General features: G+C 60.2%; 19 protein-coding genes. 12 read left to right on the forward strand and 7 right to left on the reverse strand.

Annotated elements, in window-relative coordinates; translation table 11 throughout:
• Positions 1-6 precede the first annotated feature (6 nt).
• From tcyJ to F475_RS12095, 11 genes are all read left to right on the forward strand, one after another.
• Positions 7-801, forward strand: coding sequence for a cystine ABC transporter substrate-binding protein (gene tcyJ, locus F475_RS12045; RefSeq protein ID WP_019581730.1), 795 nt, complete (start codon positions 7-9; stop codon positions 799-801).
• Positions 801-1,466 (forward strand): cystine ABC transporter permease, encoded by a 666-nt coding sequence (tcyL, locus tag F475_RS12050; RefSeq protein ID WP_007939566.1) that lies wholly within the window; start codon positions 801-803, stop codon positions 1,464-1,466. The genes tcyJ and tcyL overlap by 1 nt, the downstream gene beginning before the upstream one ends.
• Before the next feature lie 4 nt (positions 1,467-1,470).
• Complete coding sequence (gene tcyN / locus F475_RS12055) at positions 1,471-2,220, forward strand: L-cystine ABC transporter ATP-binding protein TcyN (protein ID WP_007939567.1); 750 nt, start codon at positions 1,471-1,473, stop codon at positions 2,218-2,220.
• Positions 2,221-2,726: 506 nt separating this feature from the next.
• Positions 2,727-3,491 carry a hypothetical protein gene (locus F475_RS12060; RefSeq protein WP_111453976.1) on the forward strand — a complete coding sequence of 255 codons (765 nt, stop codon included), beginning with the start codon at positions 2,727-2,729 and terminating at the stop codon, positions 3,489-3,491.
• 252 nt (positions 3,492-3,743) lie between these two features.
• Positions 3,744-4,985: an SfnB family sulfur acquisition oxidoreductase gene (locus F475_RS12065; RefSeq protein WP_111453977.1), complete on the forward strand. Its 1,242-nt coding sequence runs from the start codon at positions 3,744-3,746 to the stop codon at positions 4,983-4,985.
• 23 nt (positions 4,986-5,008) lie between these two features.
• Complete coding sequence (locus F475_RS12070; RefSeq protein ID WP_111453978.1) at positions 5,009-6,202, forward strand: SfnB family sulfur acquisition oxidoreductase; 1,194 nt, start codon at positions 5,009-5,011, stop codon at positions 6,200-6,202.
• Positions 6,202-7,554, forward strand: a complete 1,353-nt coding sequence (locus tag F475_RS12075) for an LLM class flavin-dependent oxidoreductase (protein ID WP_111453979.1) — start codon at positions 6,202-6,204, stop codon at positions 7,552-7,554. The genes F475_RS12070 and F475_RS12075 overlap by 1 nt, the downstream gene beginning before the upstream one ends.
• Before the next feature lie 174 nt (positions 7,555-7,728).
• Positions 7,729-8,538 (forward strand): MetQ/NlpA family ABC transporter substrate-binding protein, encoded by an 810-nt coding sequence (locus F475_RS12080; protein ID WP_018929340.1) that lies wholly within the window; start codon positions 7,729-7,731, stop codon positions 8,536-8,538.
• A gap of 2 nt (positions 8,539-8,540) precedes the next feature.
• Positions 8,541-9,662 (forward strand): methionine ABC transporter ATP-binding protein, encoded by a 1,122-nt coding sequence (locus F475_RS12085; RefSeq protein ID WP_111453980.1) that lies wholly within the window; start codon positions 8,541-8,543, stop codon positions 9,660-9,662.
• Complete coding sequence (locus tag F475_RS12090) at positions 9,652-10,296, forward strand: methionine ABC transporter permease (RefSeq protein WP_019581723.1); 645 nt, start codon at positions 9,652-9,654, stop codon at positions 10,294-10,296. The genes F475_RS12085 and F475_RS12090 overlap by 11 nt, the downstream gene beginning before the upstream one ends.
• 64 nt (positions 10,297-10,360) lie before the next feature.
• Positions 10,361-10,990 carry a bifunctional 2-polyprenyl-6-hydroxyphenol methylase/3-demethylubiquinol 3-O-methyltransferase UbiG gene (locus F475_RS12095; RefSeq protein WP_111453981.1) on the forward strand — a complete coding sequence of 210 codons (630 nt, stop codon included), beginning with the start codon at positions 10,361-10,363 and terminating at the stop codon, positions 10,988-10,990.
• 3 nt (positions 10,991-10,993) lie between these two features.
• On the opposite strand, the gene F475_RS12100 is transcribed toward F475_RS12095, so the two are convergent.
• The 3 genes from F475_RS12100 to F475_RS12110 are packed head-to-tail and all read right to left on the reverse strand — an operon-like array spanning position 10,994 to position 16,211.
• Positions 10,994-14,047 (reverse strand): efflux RND transporter permease subunit, encoded by a 3,054-nt coding sequence (locus F475_RS12100; protein WP_018929344.1) that lies wholly within the window; start codon positions 14,045-14,047, stop codon positions 10,994-10,996.
• A complete protein-coding gene (locus F475_RS12105) occupies positions 14,044-15,111 on the reverse strand; it encodes an efflux RND transporter periplasmic adaptor subunit (RefSeq protein ID WP_111453982.1) in 1,068 nt (355 codons plus the stop codon). The genes F475_RS12100 and F475_RS12105 overlap by 4 nt, the downstream gene beginning before the upstream one ends.
• Positions 15,108-16,211, reverse strand: coding sequence for an efflux RND transporter periplasmic adaptor subunit (locus tag F475_RS12110; protein ID WP_111453983.1), 1,104 nt, complete (start codon positions 16,209-16,211; stop codon positions 15,108-15,110). Before F475_RS12110 ends, F475_RS12105 begins: the two co-directional genes overlap by 4 nt.
• A 302-nt stretch (positions 16,212-16,513) precedes the next feature.
• Between F475_RS12110 and F475_RS12115 the strand changes: the two genes are divergently transcribed.
• Positions 16,514-17,674: an AAA family ATPase gene (locus F475_RS12115; RefSeq protein WP_111453984.1), complete on the forward strand. Its 1,161-nt coding sequence runs from the start codon at positions 16,514-16,516 to the stop codon at positions 17,672-17,674.
• A gap of 79 nt (positions 17,675-17,753) precedes the next feature.
• Here the strand turns inward: F475_RS12115 and F475_RS12120 are convergent, their stop codons facing one another.
• Genes F475_RS12120 through F475_RS12135 form a run of 4 tightly spaced genes read right to left on the reverse strand, consistent with a single transcriptional unit; the run spans position 17,754 to position 20,716 of the window.
• The gene (locus tag F475_RS12120; RefSeq protein ID WP_086944175.1) at positions 17,754-18,635 is read right to left on the reverse strand and encodes a transporter substrate-binding domain-containing protein; all 882 of its coding nucleotides are present in this window, start codon (positions 18,633-18,635) and stop codon (positions 17,754-17,756) included.
• Positions 18,632-19,414: an amino acid ABC transporter ATP-binding protein gene (locus tag F475_RS12125; protein WP_111453985.1), complete on the reverse strand. Its 783-nt coding sequence runs from the start codon at positions 19,412-19,414 to the stop codon at positions 18,632-18,634. Before F475_RS12125 ends, F475_RS12120 begins: the two co-directional genes overlap by 4 nt.
• Positions 19,411-20,070, reverse strand: a complete 660-nt coding sequence (locus tag F475_RS12130; protein ID WP_018929350.1) for an amino acid ABC transporter permease — start codon at positions 20,068-20,070, stop codon at positions 19,411-19,413. The genes F475_RS12125 and F475_RS12130 overlap by 4 nt, the downstream gene beginning before the upstream one ends.
• Positions 20,051-20,716 carry an amino acid ABC transporter permease gene (locus F475_RS12135; protein WP_007941049.1) on the reverse strand — a complete coding sequence of 222 codons (666 nt, stop codon included), beginning with the start codon at positions 20,714-20,716 and terminating at the stop codon, positions 20,051-20,053. Before F475_RS12135 ends, F475_RS12130 begins: the two co-directional genes overlap by 20 nt.
• Between the last annotated feature and the right edge of the window lie 374 nt (positions 20,717-21,090).

Here is a 21,090-nt window from a genome sequence, read left to right on the forward strand (position 1 = left end):
CTTGTCATGAATTTTTCCGCACTACGTAGAAATCTGCTGGTGGGCTCGTTGGGCCTGGCGCTGAGCGCCGGCCTGCTCGGGCAAGCGGTTGCCGGAGAGCAACTGCAAAAGATCAAGGACGCGGGCGTGATCAACGTCGGCCTGGAAGGCACTTATCCACCGTTCAGCTTCGTCGACGAGGCCGGCAAACTGAGCGGCTTCGAAGTCGAGTTCTCCGAAGCCTTGGCCAAAGAGCTGGGCGTGAAGGTCAAACTGCAGCCGACCAAATGGGAAGGCATCCTCGCGGCCCTGGAATCCAAGCGTCTGGACGCGGTGATCAACCAGGTGACCATCACCGAAGAGCGCAAGAAGAAGTACGACTTCTCCGAGCCGTACACCGTTTCCGGGATTCAGGCGCTGACCCTGACCAAAAACAAAGACACCATCAAGACCGCCGCCGATCTGGCCGGCAAGAAAGTCGGCGTAGGCCTGGGCACCAACTACGAGCAGTGGGTGAAAGAGAATGTGCCTAAGGCTGACGTCCGCACCTACGAAGATGACCCGAGCAAGTTCCAGGATCTGCGCGTCGGCCGCATCGACGCCATTCTGATCGACCGCCTGGCCGCGCTGGAATACGCCAGGAAGGCCAAGGACACTGCCGCCGCCGGCGAAGCGTTCTCTCGTCAGGAAGCCGGTATTGCCCTGCGCAAAGGCGAGCCTGAACTGCTGGCCGCGGTAAACAAAGCCATCGACAAGCTGCGTGCCGACGGTACGCTGAAAAAGCTTTCGGAAAAATACTTCAGCGCTGACGTCACTCAATAATGGGAGAAGCTTTCCAACTCGCGCTGGACTCCGCGCCCTTCCTGCTCAAGGGCGCGTATTACACGGTCATCCTGAGCCTGGGCGGAATGTTCTTCGGCCTGCTGATGGGCTTCGGCCTGGCGTTGATGCGCCTGTCGCGCTTCAAACTGGTGAGCTGGATTTCCCGCATCTACGTGTCGTTCTTTCGCGGCACGCCGTTGCTGGTGCAACTGTTCGTGATCTATTACGGCTTGCCGCAATTGGGCATCGAACTTGATCCGCTGCCGGCAGCCCTGATCGGCTTCTCGCTGAACATGGCGGCCTACGCCTGCGAAATCCTGCGTGCCGCGATCAGCTCCATCGAGCGCGGCCAATGGGAAGCTGCGGCCAGTATCGGCATGACCCGCGCGCAAACCCTGCGCCGGGCCATTCTGCCGCAAGCGATGCGCACGGCCCTGCCACCGTTGGGCAACAGCTTCATCTCGCTGGTCAAGGACACCGCGCTGGCGGCCACCATTCAGGTGCCGGAGCTGTTCCGCCAGGCGCAGCTGATCACCGCCCGTACCTTCGAAATTTTCACCATGTATCTTGCCGCCGCGCTGATCTACTGGGTTCTGGCCACGGTGCTTTCGCACCTGCAGAACAAGTTGGAAGAGCGGGTCAATCGGCACGACCAGGAGTCCTGACCCCATGATTGTCGTGGAAAAGCTGACAAAGCAGTTCAAGGGTCAGGTGGTGCTCAACGGCATCGATCTGCAGGTGAAGGAAGGCGAGGTGGTGGCAATCATCGGCCCCAGCGGCTCTGGCAAGACCACGTTCCTGCGTTGCCTGAATTTTCTGGAAGAACCCACCAGCGGCCGGATCAAGGTCGGTGACATCGAGATCGATGGCAGCCGCCCCCTGAACCAGCAGCAGAGCCTGGTACGACGCCTTCGCCAGCACGTGGGTTTTGTGTTCCAGAACTTCAATCTGTTTCCCCATCGCACAGCCTTGGAAAACGTTATCGAAGGCCCGATCGTGGTGAAAAAGATTCCACGAGCCGACGCCGTTGCCTTGGGTAAAAAGCTGTTGGCCAAGGTCGGCCTGGCGGGCAAGGAAGACGCTTACCCGCGACGCCTCTCCGGCGGTCAGCAACAGCGTGTGGCGATTGCCCGGGCGCTGGCGATGGAACCGGAAGTAATCCTGTTCGATGAACCGACCTCGGCGCTGGACCCGGAATTGGTGGGCGAAGTATTGGCGACCATCCGCGGCCTGGCCGAGGAGAAACGCACCATGGTGATCGTCACCCACGAGATGGGTTTTGCTCGGGACGTGGCCAACCGTGTGGTGTTTTTCGACAAGGGTGTGATTGTCGAACAGGGCGAAGCCAAGGCACTCTTTGCCAACCCGAAAGAAGAACGGACGAAGCAGTTTCTCAGTAAATTCCTTAACAACGCTTAGTTGCATCCTTTCAAAAAAACGTCAACTTCCATGGATGGAAGTGACACCCCCCTTCTTCTAAAAACCTCATGCCCCTCCTCCCCCTGACCTCTTTGATTCACCCAAATCATAAACAACTTCCAGCCCTCCCGTGCGGTACATATATATGTCCTGCAACAGATTCACTTCCCTTAAAATCCATGAAATCCCTCACCACCCTCACTCAACGGGCTGCTGCTCCCAAGGCGTAAAACCCACGAAATATTGGACTAAATTCGACACCACGATGCGGTTTACTAACTACACTGCGTAGGAAATTTCTGAATAACCCAAGAACCAACCTTTAGCCAATCAGTTCTATTGACACCTATTCGAACGCACTCTTATCTAGTCTCCAACAGGCGACTACCACCACACTCGATCATTCTTAAAACACACAAACAGTGAATCGTTTTGTTGCCTGGTAATACACGCCTTTCGATCTTTCAGAAACGGACTTCGCGGTAAGGCTTCAAGGAGAGAACCCCATGACAAGCACTTCGAACAAACCCGAGCTTGCAGCCCCGACCCTGGCGCAAACTCACAAGACTGGTATCAACATCACCTCGGCCGCTCACCTGATAATCGACGTGCCTCCCTATCCCCGTATGTACGAAGGCGACCTGATCGAGCTGTTCTGGAACAACTGCTACGTGGCCTCCAGCGTATTGGGAGCGGATCATGGCAACAAAGCGGTGAGCTTGCGGGTGCCGGAAAGCTTCATTGCCAACGGTTCTGCTCGCGTCCATTACAAGGTCATGCAGATCGGGCAAGGGCCAGCGGTATCACCGGCGGCGCGTGTCCAGATCAAACTCGATTGCCCCGGCGGTCAACCCTCGCCCCTTTGCGATGAGGAAAACCAGAGCCTGGCGCCGGTGTTCATCCCCGAGACCATTCGCCGTCAGGGGGTCAATCCGAACCAGGTCAAACGCGGTGTCCCATTGACCATCGAACCGTACCTGAACATGGCCACCGACGACGAAATCACCCTGCGCTGGGGCGATGTGCGCATGGACCTGCCCAAACTCAAGGCCGACGATGTGGGTCAGCCGATTCACGTCTGGGTGCCGCCGGCAATCATTCTCGAAGCCGGCGAAGACCTTCGACTGGAAGTGACCTACTGCATCCTCGACCGGGTGGGTAACAACTCGCGCTGGGCACCGGCCCGCACGCTGAAGATCGGCTGTGCCAATCCTTACCTGAAAGTGCCGCCCAAAGAAACGCTCAAAGCAGCAGAACCCCGCAAACAGTGAGGCCCTGTAGCAGCTGGCTTCGCCAGCTGCTACAGGGATGTGTGACACCTCTTCTATCTATATTCCTAAAAGTTAGTTCATTAATTATTTATACGCGTTTAGGGTATATGCACCGGACCACCGGACATTCGTGTTTTTCGTTCGCCGCAACACCTGCGGCGTTTTCATGAGATGTGAGGTAGGTATGGTCCGGAACACAATCACCCCAGTGCAAATCGCCAGGGCATTGCGTGCAGCCAAGGAGCGGCACTGATGTCCAGTCTGGCAGATGCAATCATCCAGAGTGATCTGGACATCGCCCCATTGTTGTTGCCCGCGCAGGTCTTGCGCAACGACGCACAAGCCATCAAGGCTGCCCAAGAGCTGGCGCAAGTCGCCCGCCTGCACGCCGCCAAACGTGACCAGCAGCGCAAGTTGCCCTGGTCGGAAATCGAACAGTTCACCCGCAGCGGCCTGGGCAGCATTGCCATCCCGCGTGAGTACGGCGGCCCACAGGTTTCATTCGTCACCGTTGCCGAAGTCTTCGCGATCATTTCCGCAGCCGACCCGGCCCTGGGGCAGATCCCGCAGAACCAGTTCGGGATTCTCAACCTGATACTGGGCAGTGCCACCGAGTCGCAGAAAAAACAGCTGTTCAAAAGCGTGCTCGAAGGCTGGCGGATCGGTAACGCGGGGCCGGAGCGCGGTACCAAAAATACCCTGGAGCTCAAGGCGCGAATCACCGCAGACGGCGATGGCTTCGTCATCAACGGGCAGAAGTTCTACTCCACCGGCGCCTTGTTCGCCCATTGGGTGGCAGTCAAGGCGCTGAACGACGACGGCAAGCAAGTGTTGGCCTTCGTTCGTCGTGGCACGCCGGGTTTGCGCATCGTTGACGACTGGTCGGGATTCGGCCAGCGCACCACCGCCAGCGGCACCATTTTGCTCAACAACGTGCGGGTCGACGCCGAGTTGGTGGTGGATAACTGGAGGATCAACGACAGCCCGAACACTCAGGGCGCCGTATCGCAGCTGATTCAAGCAGCCATCGACGCCGGCATCGCCCGGGGCGCTATCGATGACGCCATCGAATTCGTGAAAACCCGTGCCCGGCCCTGGATCGACGCCAAGGTCGAACGGGCCAGCGACGACCTCTACGTGATCGCCGATATCGGCAAGCTGAAAATTGAACTGCACGCCGCCGAAGCGCTGCTGCGCAAGGCCGGGCAAGTGCTCGATCAGGTCAACGCCGCGCCGCTCACCACCGAGTCTGCGGCACGCGCCTCGATTGCCGTTGCCGAGGCCAAAGTGCTGACCACCGAGATCTCGCTGCTGGCCAGCGAAAAACTCTTCGAGCTGGCCGGCAGCCGCGCCACCCTCGCCGAGTTCAACCTCGACCGCCACTGGCGCAATGCCCGGGTGCACACGCTGCACGACCCGGTGCGCTGGAAGTATCACGCGGTTGGCGCTTATCACTTGAACGGCACGTTGCCGGCTCGCCACTCCTGGATTTAACGACCAGATCGCTGGAGAAACACATGTCTCTTTCTCGAAACGTCGCGGTCATTACCAGCGATGAGCAAGCCCTGATCGTCGCCGGTGACCTGGCCGACGACTTCAAACGCGACAGCGCCCTGCGCGACCGCGAACGTCGTTTGCCGCACCCGGAACTGGAAGTGTTTTCCCGTTCGGGTCTTTGGGGCATCAGCGTGCCAAAGGAATACGGCGGCGCCGGGGTTTCCAACGTCACCCTGGCCAAAGTGATCGCGTTGATCGCCCAGGCTGACGGCTCCCTGGGGCAGATCCCGCAGAACCATTTCTACGCCCTCGAAGTGCTCCGTGTGAACGGCAGCCATGAGCAGAAAAAACGCCTGTACGCCGAAGTGCTGGCCGGCCAGCGTTTCGGCAATGCACTGGCGGAACTGGGCACCAAAACCGCCCATGACCGCGTCACCCGCCTGACCCGCGACGGTGATGGCTATCGCATCAACGGCCGCAAATTCTACGCCACCGGCGCCATTTACGCCCAGCGCATACCCACCTCAGTAGTGGATGAAAACGGCGTGCAACAGCTGGCCTTCGTCCCGCACAACAGCAAAGGCCTGACGGTCATCGACGACTGGAGCGGCTTCGGCCAGCGCACCACCGGCAGCGGTTCGGTGGTGTTCGAGGATGTCTACGTTGCCGCCGAGGACGTGATTCCATTTCAAAGCGCGTTCGAGCGCCCGACCACTGTCGGCCCATTGGCGCAGATTCTCCACGCCGCGATCGACACCGGCATTGCCCGCGCAGCCTATGAAGATGCATTGCATTTCGTGCGCACCAAAACCCGACCGTGGATCGACGCCACGCATGAAACAGCCACCGAAGACCCGCTGACCATCAAGAGTTTCGGCCACTTGAGTATTCGTCTGCACGCCACCGAAGCCTTGCTGGAACGCTCCGGCGAATTCCTCGACCGGGCCCAGGCCGACACCAATGCCGAGACCGTCGCCGCCGCGTCGATTGTGGTTGCCGAAGCCCGGGCCATCAGCACCGAGATCTCCCTCGCCGCCGGCAGCACGTTGTTCGAACTGGCTGGTAGCCAGGCGACCCTGATTGAGCACGGCCTCGATCGCCACTGGCGCAACGCCCGGGTGCACACCCTGCACGACCCGGTGCGCTGGAAGTATCACGCGGTGGGCAATTACTACCTCAACGATGAAAACCCGCCGTTGCGGGGGACCATTTGATGAGCAAAAAGAAGATCCTGCTCAACGCGTTCAACATGAACTGCATCGGGCACATCAACCATGGCCTGTGGACCCACCCACGGGACACGTCCACCCAGTACAAGACGATCGAATACTGGACCGAACTGGCGCAACTGCTGGAGCGCGGACTGTTCGACGGTCTGTTCATCGCCGACATCGTCGGCGTGTACGACGTCTACCAGAACTCGATCGACGTGCCGCTCAAAGAGTCGATCCAATTGCCGGTCAACGATCCGCTGCTCCTGGTCTCGGCCATGGCAGCGGTCACCAAGAACCTCGGCTTCGGCCTGACCGCTAACCTGACCTACGAGCCGCCGTATCTGTTCGCCCGACGCCTGTCGACGCTTGATCATCTGAGTCGCGGCCGGGTCGGCTGGAACATCGTCACCGGCTATCTGGACAGCGCCGCCAAAGCCATGGGCCTCAGCGAGCAGGTGGAACACGACCGACGTTACGACCAGGCCGACGAATACCTGCAAGTGCTCTACAAACTCTGGGAAGGCAGCTGGGAAAACAGCGCGGTGCTCAACGACCGCGAGCAACGGATCTACGCCCAGCCAGACAAAGTGCACAAGGTCGAGCACAAGGGCGAATTCTATCAGGTCGAGGGTTATCACCTCTGCGAGCCGTCGCCGCAACGCACGCCGGTGCTGTTCCAGGCCGGCAGCTCCGATCGCGGTTTGCTGTTCGCCGGTCGGCATGCCGAGTGCGTGTTCATCAGCGGCCAGAACAAACCGGCGACCCGGGCTCAAGTGGACAAGGTTCGCGCCAGCGCCGTCGAGGCCGGGCGCAATCCTTGGGACATCAAGGTGTTCATGGGCTTGAACGTGATCGTCGGCGCCACCGAAGCACTGGCCTGGGCCAAGCATGCCGAGTACCTGAGCTACGCCAGCGCCGAGGCCGGCGTGGCGCACTTTTCGGCGTCCACCGGGATCGATTTTTCCGAGTACGAACTCGACGAACCGATCCAGTACGTGAAGAGCAACGCCATCCAGTCCGCCACCAAGAACCTGCAAAACAACGACTGGACCCGCCGCAAACTGCTGGAACAACACGCCCTCGGCGGCCGCTACATCACCGTGGTCGGCTCGCCTGAGCAAGTGGCCGATGAGCTGGAATCATGGATCGCCGAAACCGGCCTCGACGGCTTCAACCTGACAAGGATCGTCACCCCGGAAAGCTATGTGGACTTCATTGAGCTGGTGATTCCCGAGTTGCAACGCAGGGGCTCGTACAAGACCGCTTACGACGGCGGCAGTCTGCGGGAAAAGCTGTTTCAGCGTGACGCACATTTGCCTGAGCAACATACGGGCTCCCACTACCGACACTAAAAACTGTGGCGAGGGAGCTTGCTCCCGCTCGACTGCGCAGCAGTCGCAAAACCTGCTGGCGAGTTTCAACTGACTGACCTCATTGAATGGCTTTGGGGCCGCTTCGCAGCCCAGCGGGAGCAAGCTCCCTCGCCACAAAAGCATGCACATTAAACAATTGACTGGAAAATCATCATGACCAAAAAACTCTTATCCCACCCAGTCAAAGCACTGGCCCTGGCCCTCGGCCTCTTCAGCTCCATCACCTTCGCCGCCGACGCGCCGTTGAAGGTCGGCACCACCGCCGCCTTCGCCATTCCGCTGGAAGCCGCTGTAGAGGAAGCCAGCAAACAAGGCCTGAAAGTCGAACTGGTGGAATTCAGCGACTGGATCGCTCCCAACGTCAGCCTCGCCTCGGGCGACATCGACGTGAACTATTTCCAGCACATCCCGTTCCTGGAAAACGCCAAGGCCGCGGCCGGCTTTGATCTGGTGCCGTTCGCCCCGGGCATCATCAACAACGTCGGCCTCTATTCGAAGAAATACAAAAGCTTCGCCGAGTTGCCAGAAGGCGCCAGCGTGGCCATCGCCAACGACCCGATCAACAGCGGTCGCGGCCTGCAACTGCTAGCCAAGGCAGGCTTGATCACCCTCAAACCGGGCGTCGGCTACAAGGCCACCGAAGAGGACATCATCGCCAACCCGAAGAAAATCAAAATCCTTCAGGTCGAAGCCGTGCAACTGGTACGCGCCTACGACGACGCCGATCTGGTCCAGGGTTATCCGGCCTACATTCGCCTGTCGAAAACCTTCGATGCCAGCTCGGCCCTGCTGTTCGATGGTCTCGATCACAAGGAATACGTGATCCAGTTCGTGATCCAGCCGAAAAGCAAAACCGACCCGCGCCTGATCAAGTTCGTCGACATCTATCAGCACTCGCCAGCCGTTCGCGCGGCACTGGATAAAGCCCACGGCAAGCTCTATCAAGCCGGCTGGGAAAGCTGAGCATGACGGCCGCCATCCAACGGCGACTGGAGACTCCAGAGCCACACAGTGCTGAACGCACCGAGCTCCACCCCGAGCTGAACCGCGCCCACGTGCGCTTCATCGGCCTGGGCAAAACCTACAATGGCCAGCAAGGTCCGGTGGCGGCTCTGCACGGTATCGACCTGGCAATCCAACGCGGCGAAGTGTTCGGCATCATCGGGCGCAGCGGTGCCGGCAAGTCGTCTCTGATCCGTACCATCAACCGCCTCGAACAACCGAGTAGCGGGCGAGTGCTGATCGATCAGGTGGACATCGGCGAGTTCGATGAAGACCGCCTGGTGGCGCTGCGCCGACGCATCGGCATGATCTTCCAGCACTTCAATCTGATGTCGGCCAAGACGGTTTGGCAGAACGTCGAGTTGCCGCTGAAAGTCGCGGGTGTACCCAAGGAAAAACGCGAGCAAAAGGTCCGTGAATTGCTCGAACTGGTGGGTCTGCAAGGTAAACACAAAGCTTATCCGGCGCAGCTTTCCGGCGGCCAGAAACAACGTGTCGGCATCGCCCGTGCGTTGGTGCATGACCCGGAGATTCTGCTGTGCGACGAGGCCACTTCGGCCCTCGATCCGGAGACCACCCAATCGATCCTCGGCCTGTTGCGCGAGATCAATCAGCGCCTGGGCCTGACCATCGTGCTGATCACCCACGAGATGGCGGTGATCCGCGACATCTGTGATCGGGTCGTGGTGTTGGAACACGGGCGAATCGTCGAGCAAGGGCCGGTCTGGGAGGTCTTCGGCAACCCGCAGCATGAAGTGAGCAAGACCTTGCTCGCGCCGCTGCAACACGGCCTGCCGGATGAACTGCAAAGCCGCTTGCGGGCACAGCCGCAGTCTTCGGGCGCTGCCGTGGTCCTGCGCTTGCAATTCACCGGCAATACCCGCGACGAGCCAGACCTGGCGGCGCTTTTCAGCGCCCTCGGTGGCCGCGTGCGTTTGCTGCAAGGGGGCGTGGAACGGATTCAGGGCCATGCGCTGGGGCAATTACTGCTGGCGGTGACCGGTTCGTCCCTTGGCGCAGAGGAATTACGTCAACGCGCCGGGCATTGGGCGCAACAGGTGGAGGTGCTGGGTTATGTGGTTTGATCGATTGCTGCAAGGTTTCATCGACACCTTCCTGATGGTCGGCGTGTCATCGCTGATAGCGCTGCTGGCGGGCATTCCGCTGGCGGTGATCCTGGTCACCAGCACCAAGGGCGGGATCTACGAAGCACCGGCGCTGAACCGCGCACTGGGCGCGTTCGTGAACCTGTTCCGCTCGATTCCGTTTCTGATTTTGATGGTGGCGCTGATTCCGTTCACCCGGTTGATCGTCGGCACCACCTATGGCGTTTGGGCGGCGGTGGTGCCGCTGACCATCGCCGCCACACCGTTCTTCGCACGCATCGCCGAAGTCAGCCTGCGGGAAGTCGACCACGGGTTGATCGAAGCGGCGCAGGCGATGGGGTGCCGACGCTGGCATATCGTCTGGCATGTGCTGCTGCCCGAGGCGCTGCCGGGGATTGTCGGCGGCTTCACCATTACGCTGGTGACCATGATCAACTCGTCGGCCATGGCCGGGGCGATTGGCGCTGGTGGGTTGGGCGACATTGCTTATCGATATGGGTATCAGCGCTTTGACAGCCAGATCATGTTGACGGTGATTGTGTTGCTGGTGGTGTTGGTGGCGGTGATTCAGTTGGGTGGGGATCGGTTGGCGCGGGGGTTGAACAAGCGCTGAATCAAGATCAAAAGTGCGAAAGCGCTTATAGTCAGTGCTTCTTTCTTTTTCTGTGCAGCCGACCATGAAACAGACTCCCGCCGACCTGGAGCAGATCACCTCTACCACCCTGGGCCATTACAACGCGGTGGCCGAGGACTTCCGTGAAGGCACTCGCGATCACGATGTCAGCCAGAACATCGATGCCCTGCTACGGCACATCCAGGGTAAGGCGCCCTTCAGCATTCTCGACTTTGGCTGTGGCCCCGGCCGCGACCTGAAAACCTTCACCCGCCTGGGCCACATCGCCATCGGGCTCGACGGTTCGGAAAAGCTTGCGCAGATGGCCCGGGACGACAGCGGGTGTGAGGTCTGGCAGCAGGACTTCCTGAAGCTCGATCTGCCAGCCGAGCGGTTTGACGGGATTTTTGCCAATGCGGTGCTGTTTCATGTCCCGAGTCAGGAGTTGCCCAGGGTGTTGAAGCAACTGCGCGCGACATTGAAGCCGGGCGGTGTGTTGTTCAGTTCCAATCCCCGTGGCGAGAATCAGGAAGGCTGGAACGGACCGCGTTATGGGGCGTATTACGACCTGGCGGCGTGGCAACAAATGCTGACCGAGGCGGGGTTTGTGGAGCTGGAGCACTACTACCGGCCGGCGGGGCTGCCGCGGGAGCAGCAGCCTTGGTTGGCCAGCGTTTGGCGTCGAGCCGACTGATCGTTACGGCGCTTGTTTCTTCGGCTCGCGTACCTTGTACCAGGCCACATACAGCGCCGGCAAAAACAGCAGCGTCAGCAAGGTGGCGATGATGATCCCGCCAATCATCGCGTAGGCCATCGGCCCCCAGAACACTTCCCGGGCAATCGGGATCATCCCCATGCTCGCCGCCGCTGCCGTCAACAAAATCGGCCGACGCCGATGTTCCGTGGCCTGCACCACCGCGTCCCACGGCGTATAACCGCTCTTCTCGAAAGAATCGATTTGGGTCACCAGAATCACCGAGTTGCGGATGATGATGCCGATCAGCGCCAGAATCCCGAGGATCGCCACGAAGCCCATGGGCGTGCCCGTCGGGATCAGCGCCAGCACCACGCCGATCAAGCCGAGCGGCGCGACGCTGGCCACCAGGAACAGCTTCTGCACGCTGTGCAACTGGATCATCAGGAAGGTCGCCATCAAAAACAGCATCAACGGCACGACCTTGGCAATCGGTCCCTGGGCCTTGCCGCTTTCCTCCACCGTGCCGCCAGTGGCGACTTTGTAGCCCACCGGCAAACCGGCGGCGAACTTGTCGATGTCCGGTTGCAACTGCTTCACCAGGTCGGTCGGCTGAATCTCGTCGCGCACCGCAGCCTTGATGGTGATGGTCGGTTTGCGGTCACGACGCCATACCAGCGGTTGCTCCAGTTCGTAGCGCACCGTGGCAAACGCCAGCAGCGGTATCGAAGTACCGCCGGGGGTGACGATCTGCAAGTTCTGCAAGGTTTCCGGGCTGCCGCGCTCGGCATCTTCAGCGCGGCCGACCACGTCGATCAGGTAGATGTCGTCATCGACCTGCGTCACCGGCGAGCCGACGACGATGCTGTTCATCAGGTTCGCCACGTCTTCCGACGACAGCCCCAGTTGCCGCGCCTTGTCTTGCGCGATGTCGATGCGCAGCACTTTGCCCGGTTCGTTCCAGTCGTAAATGATCTCGCCGATGTGCGGGTTTTTATCCAGTTCAGTGGCCAGGGCAATCGCGTGTTTGCGCACTTGATCGATGTCTTTACCGCTGACCCTGTATTGAATCGGACGCCCCACCGGCGGGCCCATTTCCAGGGCCTGGACGTAACTGCCGATGCCGACGAAGTCTTCACGCAAGCGCTTTTGCAAACGAGCAGTCAGCGCCGTGCGTGACTCCAGGCCTTTGCTGACGATCACCAGTTGCGCGTAGTACGGGTTCTGCAACTGCTGGTCGAGAGGCAGGTAGAAACGGATCGCACCCTCGCCGATGTAGGTGCTCCAGCGCACGATGTCCGGGTCGCCCTTGAGCGTCGCTTCGAGCTTGTCCACGGCTTTGCGGGTTTCGGCGATCGAGGCGTTTTGCGGCAGGTTCAGGTCGACGAGGATTTCCGGGCGGTCCGAGGACGGGAAGAACTGGTTCTGCACGAACTGCATGGAAAACACCGAGAGCACGAACAGCGCCACGGTGATACCGATGGCCCACCAGCGGTTGCGCATGGCCCACAGCAGGCCGCCATTGAACGCCCGACCGATGCGCCCTGGCTCTGCGTCGTGAGGTTTCACATTGCTGCTCAGAATATGCACACCGAGCACCGGGGCGAACAGCACGGCGACGATCCATGACACCAGCATGGCCACCGCGATCACCGCGAACAGCGTGAAGGTGTACTCACCGGCGGAGCTCGCGTTCAAACCGATCGGCACGAAACCGGCGACGGTAACCAGCGTGCCGGTGAGCATCGGGAACGCCGTCGAGGTGTAGGCGAAGGTCGCCGCCTGTTCTTTGGTTTCGCCCATTTCCAGGCGCGTGACCATCATCTCCACCGTGATCATCGCGTCGTCCACCAGCAGGCCGAGAGCGATGATCAGCGCTCCGAGGGAAATCCGCTGCATGGTGATGCCACTGTATTCCATGAAGAGGAAGACCATCGCCAGCACCAACGGAATCGAACACGCCACCACCAGCCCGGCGCGCACGCCAAGGCTGACGAAGCTGACAATCAGCACGATCACCACGGCCTCGAACAATGCACTGGTGAAACCGCCGACGGCTTCTTCCACCACTTCGGCCTGATCGGAAACGTTGTGCACGCCAACGCCCACCGGCAGGTCGGCCGTCAGCTCGTTCATGCGCAGATGCAGCGCCTTGCCAAATGCCTGGATGTTGCCGCCCTTCTTCATGGCGATTGCCAGGCCGATGGCCGGCTGGCCGTTGAAACGAAACTCCGGGGTGGCAGGATCGACATAGCCACGGCTGATGTCGGCGATGTCGGCCAGGCGGTAGAAGCGGTCGTTGAGCTTCAGGTTGACGTTGGCCAGGTCTTTCTCAGAGGCAAACTGCCCCGAGGTCCGCACCGAAATCCGCTCCGGGCCGGCCTCGATCACTCCCGCCGGGGTCACGGCATTCTGTGATTGCAGGCTCTGCACCACCTGGCGCTGATCGATGCCGAGGGCGGCGAGTTTGCGGGTGGAGAAGTTCAGGTACAGCACTTCATCCTGCTCGCCGATCATTTCGACCTTGCCCAACCCTGGCACTTCACGGATTTCGGCACGCACCTGTTCCACGTAATCACGTAGCTGGCGCATCGACAGGCCGTCAGAGGTAAAGGCATACACCGAACCGAACACGTCACCGAACTCATCGTTGAAGCCCGGCCCTTGCAGGCCTTGCGGGAAGTCGCCGCGGATGTCGTTGATCTTCTTGCGCACCTGGTACCAGATTTGCGGAATGTCCTTGGCGCTGGTGGTGTCGAGCAGGTTAACGAAGACCGTCGATTCACCGGGGCGGGTGTAGCTTTTCACGTAATCGAGCGAGTCGAGTTCTTCGAGTTTTTTCTCGATCCGGTCAGTGACCTGCTTGAGGGTTTCTTCCTGGGTCGCGCCGGGCCAGCGGGTCTGGATCACCATGGTTTTGATGGTGAACGACGGGTCTTCTTCGCGGCCCAGGTTCAGGTAGGAGAACACGCCCATCAACAGCGCGACGAACATCAAATACCAGACAAACGACTGATGCTTGAGGGCCCACTCGGATAAGTTGAAACTCCCTTTCATTGCGGGCTGCCCTCATCAATTCTCACTTTCTGCCCCGGCTTGAGGCTATTCACACCGGCACTGACCACCCGCTCGCCGGACTTCACTCCGTTGGCCACGACTACCGTGTCGTCGGTCCGGCTGATCAGGCTGACCTCCCGTGGGGCAACGGTTTGCGTCTGTGGATCGACGATCCAGATCCGTGTTTTCCCATCGACCTCCTGCAATGCGCTCGCCGGCAGTTCGAGGCGTGGTTTGATTTCAGAGCTGAGGGTCACGCTGATCGCCGTGCCGAGGTGAAAACCCGGTGGCGTATCAGTCAGGCTCAGGCGGGCACGACGGGTACGGGTCGCGCTTTGGGCCTGGGGTTCGATTTCACGCACGATGGCGGAGCTGGTGATGCTCGGGTCCAGCTGCGAGGCGACCTGGAACACCACGTCGGCCGGCAAATCATCGACCAGGGTGTCGGGCAAGTCGATCACTGCTTCCTTGATGTCCGGCTGCGCCAGGGTCACCACTTGCTGGCCGGCGGTCACCACTTGCCCGGCTTCGGCATTCCACGCGGTGACAATGGCTTTGTGATCGGTGCGCAGCTCGACGTAGTTGAGTTGGTCCTGCGCCTGGTTGACGGCGGCCCTGGCTTGATCGAGGGACGCCTGGGTGGTTTTCAGTTCGGTCTGGGCGATGTCCAGTTGTGCCTGGGCACCGACCCCGCGATTGAACAACTCCTGCTGACGCCGGGCGTTGGCCTGGGCGTTGATGAGCTGCGCCTGAACACGCGCCAGGTCACCCTGGGCCGAGCGCAACTGGTTCTGCTGATCGGTGGGGTCGAGGGTGGCGAGCAAGGCGCCTTTCTGGACTTCGGCGCCGACATCGACATTGCGGCTGGCGATACGCCCCGGCACCCGGAAACCGACATTGCTTTCGTAACGGGCCTGAATGCTGCCGGCGAACCGGCCGAGATCCTCTTGATGGAGCGCTTTCACTTCCACAGACAACACCGGCCGCACCGGTTCTGGCGGCGCTTCTTCCTTGGAACAGGCGACCAGCAGTACAGCGGCGGACAACAGCAACAGGTGCTTCATGGTTGGGCTCCTGTGGTTGGGGTCTGATCGGTATTTTCGACGACCTCCACCCGTACGCCCGGGTGCAGCAACTGGCCGCCCGCAGTGACGACTTTTTCGCCACCGGTGAGGCCGGCGCTGACAATGACTTTGCCGGTCAGGTAACGGCCAACGGTGACCGTGTGCAACTGCGCCTTGCCCTCGGCGTCCACCAGCCACACGGCCGGGTCGCTGAGGTTTTTGGTCAGGGCCGCCCAGGGCAGTTCCACTGCGGTTTTACCCACTGGCTTGGCCGTGGCGCTCACCACCGAGCCGAGCTGCATGCCTTCAGGGAGACCATCGAGGCTGACTTTGACTTGCACCGTGCCGGTCTGCGCGGACACCGCTGGCGTGACCTCCCGAACGGTGCCCGTGGTCTTGATTTTCGGATTGTCGAGCAGGCTGACCACAATCGATCGGTCCGACGGCGGCTCGGTCAGCAGCGATTCGTAAACGTTGAACACCGCGTCACGCTCGCCATCCCGGGCCAGGCTGAAAATCGGCACCGTGGCCTGCACCACCTGGCCGACTTCGGCCTGGCGCGCGGTAATCACGCCTGGTGCATCGGCAATCAACGCGGTGTAGCTCAGTTGATCGCGGGCGTTGGCCAATTGCGCTTGAGCCGCGCTCAATGCGCTCTGGCTACTGCGCAAGGCCGCTTGGGCGGAGTCGTATTCGCTCTGGCTGGTGTAGCCCTTGGGCAGGAGTTTTTGCTGGCGAACGAAGGCGGCGGCAGACTGTTTGACCCGCGCCTGCTCGGCAACCACCTGGGCCTGGGCCGAATCGACATTGGTTTGCAGGTCTTTGGGGTCAAGCCTGGCCAGCACTTGTTTGGCCGACACCCGGTCACCGACATCGACCATACGCTGGATGATCTTGCCGCCCACGCGGAACGACAACTCGGTCTGGACTCGGGCCTGAACATCACCGGTGAGTGTCACCGCGGCGGCGTAATCGGTTGGCTTGACCTCTTGCACGAAGACTCGCGGACGGTCCTTCTCGACGGGCTTTTTTTCGCCACAGGCGGTCAGCAAGGCGAAGAGGCTCAGGCCAACCATTAATTTCAATCCGGGACCCGCCATGCAGACTCCTTTGCGTTGTACGTACGTGCCAGTGACGATACGACTGTGAGCTTAGAACAGGGTTCAACAGGTGCACGGGTTTGCTACGTACCTTATGGCCTGGGGACTATCCTGTGGCGAGGGAGCTTGCTCCCGCTCGGCTGCGCAACAGACGCAAACCTGCTATCTCGTTTTGCCTGACACACCTCGTTTAACTTTTTTGAGCCGCTTCGTAGCCCAGCAAGAGCAAGCTCCCTCGTCACAGACGATCACAGTCGCCGACGATAAGACAAACTGGCGGACCCTGCAGCAGGAAGCTCCCCATGCTCAAAACCCTCGCGGTGGCCAACTACCGCTCGATCAATAAATTGGTGATTCCGCTCGAACGGCTGAACCTGATCACCGGCCCCAACGGCAGCGGTAAATCCAATCTCTACCGCGCCTTGCGCCTGCTGGCGGAAACTGCTCAGGGTGGAGTGGTCAATGGCTTGGCACGCGAGGGTGGGCTGGATTCGACCTTCTGGGCCGGGCCGGAAACCATCATCCAGCGCATGCGCACTGGTGAAATCCCGGTCCAGGCAACCATGCGACACGGCGTCAAGCGCCTGCGCCTGGGGTTTGCCGGCGAAGACTTCAGCTACTCGATCGCGCTGGGCCTTGCGGAACCGAGTCTTTCCGCGTTTTCTCTGGACCCGGAAATCAAAAGGGAATGCATCTGGTCCGGGCCGTTCTATCGCCCGGCCAGCCTGCTGGTGGATCGCGACGGCCCGATGATTCGCACACGGGCCGGACGCGGCTGGGAGGTGCTGGCCCAGCGCACGCCGAATTTCGACAGCCTGTTCGATCAGGTTGGTAGCTTGCGTACCTCGCCGGAAGTCTTGCAGCTGCGTGAATTCATCCGCCGTTGGCGCTTCTACGATCACTTTCGCAGCGATGCCGAAGCTCCGGCGCGACAACCACAACTGGGCACTCGCACACCGGTGTTGCACCACGACGGTCGCGACCTTGCGGCGGCATTACAGACCATCCGCGAAATCGGCGATCCCGAAGCCTTGCAGGCGGCGATCAGCGATGCGTTCCCTGGCGCGACGCTGAACATCGCATTGCTGCAAGGTGGCCGATTTGCAATCGAGTTTTATCAGGAAGGGTTGTTGCGGCCACTGTCCGCCGCCGAATTGTCGGACGGGACGTTGCGCTATCTGTTGCTGGTCGCGGCATTGCTGACACCCCGGCCGCCGACGCTGATGGTGCTGAATGAGCCGGAAACCAGTCTGCATCCGGACTTGTTGCCGGCGTTGGCGCGGTTGATTATTCGAGCGTCCGAACAGTGCCAGGTGTGGGTGGTGTCCCATGCGCGGCGCTTGATCTCGGCATTGCAGCAAGACCCGGAATGCAATTGCATTGTGCTGGAGAAAGATTTCGGCCAGACCGGGATGGTCGGGCAGCGGATGCTGGATGAGCCGGTGTGGTATTGGCCTGACTGAGACACACTGATCGTTCCCTCGCTCTGTGGCGAGGGAACAAGCTCCCTCACCACAGGTGGGAACGATCAGCTGAAGCAAATCACCCCTGCCACTTCCCACCCTCGACAATCACGCTCTCAGGCCTGGTGTCATCGCTCAGCTCTTTACGCACGTACTGGTCGTACAGCTTGAGCAAAAATTTATCCTCACCCAGCTTCGCCAACTCCGCATTCACCCAATCACGCAGTTCGATGTTGCCCTTCTTTACCGCCGGGGCGATCGGTGCTTCGGCGCCCAACTTCTGCTCCAGTACACGGTAGCCCGGGTTTTGTTTGGCCCAACTGAACAACACCAGATTGTCCTGCGCATAAGCGTCGCCGCGACCATTGGCCAGGGCTTGCAGGGACTCGGAGTTTTTCTCGAACTTCAGCAGTTTCCAGTCCGGGTGATTTTTGGTCAGCCAGACATCGGCTGTGGTGCCCGTGGTCACGATAGTCGTGCGGGTCGCCAGGTCATCAAGGTTCTTCACTGAACTGGCCTGCGGCACCAGCGCCTGCACCGCCACCTTGAGGTTCGGGTTGGTGAAGTCCACCGCTTCCTTGCGCTCCGGGGTGACGGTCATGTTGGCCAGGATCAGGTCGACCTTGTCGCTTTGCAGGAATGGAATCCGGCTCGCCGGCTCCACCGCCACGAACTCGACTTTGTTTTCATCGCCCAACAGATCCTTGGCGAATTGGCGGCCAATGTCGGTATCGAACCCCACGTAGCGCCCGGCTTCATCGACAAAACCGAACGGCGGTTTGTCGGTGAACACGCCGACAATCAGCTTGTCCCGGGCTTTGATCTTTTCCAGGTAACCGGCCGGTGCGCTGCTGACGCTGGCGACTTTCGGCTTGGCCGGCTCTTCGGTTTTGTTGCAACCGGCCAGCAGCGCCAGGCCGAACAGCGGGAGTAGCAGCAGAGAAGACTTGGCAGTTTTCATGGCAGTTCCAATTCCTTTATTTGAGTCGTTTTGGGTAGTGCGGCGACGAAGGAGAACTTCTCCAGGAACTGCTGCGCTCGTGCGGTTTGCGGGTTCGTAAAGAAAATCTCGGGGGGGTGTTGCTCAAGGATGCGCCCGGCGTCCATGAACACGATGCGGTCGGCCACGGCGCGGGCGAAGGCCATTTCGTGGGTGACAATCAATAAGGTCATGCCCTCGCGGGCCAGGCCCTGAATCACTTCGAGTACCTCCTTGACCATCTCCGGGTCGAGGGCGGCGGTGACTTCGTCAAAGAGCATGACTTGGGGGTTCATGCACAGCGAACGGACGATGGCGATGCGCTGCTGCTGACCACCGGAGAGCTGACGCGGGAACGCGTCGCGCTTGTCCAACAGGCCTACGCGCTCCAGCAAGGCTTCGGCCTGGGCACGGGCTTCGCGGCGGTCGCGCTTCTGCACTTTCACCGGGCCAAGCAGCACGTTATCGAGCACGCTCATGTGCGGAAACAGGTGATAACTCTGGAATACCATGCCGATCTGCTGACGCACTTCGCGCCAGTCGGTGCCCTTGTCCAGCAACTCCCGCCCGGCAAAATTCAAGCTGCCGCTGTGAGCGACTTCCAGGCCGTTGAGGCAGCGCAGCAAGGTGCTTTTGCCACAGCCGCTGGGGCCGAGGATGACGATCACTTCGCCCGTTCTCACCTTCAGGTCGATGCCGTTGAGCACCTGCTGCTCGCCGAAAAACTTGTTGAAACCCTTGAACTCGATCAATGCGCTCATGCTTGCGTCCAGCGCCGCTCCAGCACGCGGGAAGCGGCTGACAGCGGGTAGCAGATGAAAAAGAAAAACAGAAACAGCGCGCCGTAGATCAGTACCGATTCGTAGGTGCGCTCGATGATCTGCTGGCCGACCTTGATCACGTCCACCACGCCGATCAGCACCGCCAGGGAGCTGGTCTTGATGATCCGCGTGTAGACGTTGATGGTCGGCGGCGTCATGCGTTTCAGCGCCTGGGGCAGCAGCACGTAGCCATAGAGTTGCGGGCCGTTCAAGCCAATCGACAATCCCGCTTCTCGCTGGCCGCGCGGTAACGAATGCAAGGCGCCGCGCACCACTTCCCCGACTTCGCTGGCGCCCCACAGCGACAGCACCAGCACCGCGCACCAGAAGCTCGGAATGCTCAGGCCGAAAAAAATCGGCAGGCCGAAGAACAACAAATACAACCAGACCAGCACCGGGATCGCCCGGAACAATTCCAGATAAACCCGCAGCATTGCGTTGAGCCATGTCGAATTCAGCGTGCGCAACACGCCGTAGAGCACCCCGCCGACGGTGCTGAAGGCGATGCTCAGGAATGAAATCGACAAGGTTTGTGCAGCGCCCTTGCCCAATTGCGGCAACGACACCATGAGCAACTCAAGACCCGAACTGGCCATGCTGGAGCCTCCTTTCCAGACGGCTGAGCAGCAGCGACAACGGCAAAAACAACAGCACGCAGATCAACGTCAGCACGGCGAGCATTTCGTAGGTTTTGTAATAGAGCGCAATGTAGCTCTTGGTGGTGTAGAGAATCTCCGGCACCGCCACCGCCGAGACCACCGTGGTTTCCTTGAGCAGGAATATGAAATTGGCGAACAGCGACGGCAGGCTGAGGATGCCGGCCTGCGGCAAGATCACATAGCGCAGCAATTGCCCGTGGGACAAGCCAATTGAACGACCGGACTCAAGTTGCGCCTGGGGCACGGCATCCACGCCGGCACGCAGGACTTCGGTGAGGTAGGCTCCACCGAGAAAGGTCATGGTGATGATCGCTGCGGCGAAGCCCGAGACTTTGATGCCCAGGGCCGGCAAGGCGAAGTAGACGAAGAACAACTGGATCAGCAATGGCGTGTTACGCGCCAACTCCACATACAGCCCGACCAGGCGCTGCAGGTAAGGCGTGCGAAACACCAGAATCGTCGCGTTGATCAGCGCCACCAGCAACGAAGTGCCGATAGCGATGAAACCGACCTGCAGCGTCACGCCAACGGCTTTGAGAAACGCCGGCAGGGTGCTGAGGATAAACGCGTAATCGAAGGTCATTGAACATCCTGTACGCCGCTCGGTAAGCGGCGATGGCGCAGTCCATGGGCAGTGGATAACCACCCGGCAGGCGCCAACTTTAAAGGTATAAAAAGAGGAATTTAAATACCGTTAAAGCATATTGATATCACGCAAAAAACTATTCTGCGGATTTGCGACGGCAGCGGGGGGCGGTTATTTTCCTTTGCGCTGTAGGAGGGATCTTTTTTTCAAAATGCCCCTCCAAGGACGTGCAGCTTTTGGCCAGACTCCCCCGGCCGAACCATCACAAGGAAGAGAACATGGCTGACGTAAAAGTGCCGCCGCGGCTGGATCCGCAGGACATCGTGAAATTGCTGGTGGCGCTGCGCAGGGCGTTGAAGACGCGGGTGGCC

This window comes from Pseudomonas sp. URMO17WK12:I6 (assembly GCF_003253625.1).
Lineage (GTDB): Bacteria > Pseudomonadota > Gammaproteobacteria > Pseudomonadales > Pseudomonadaceae > Aquipseudomonas.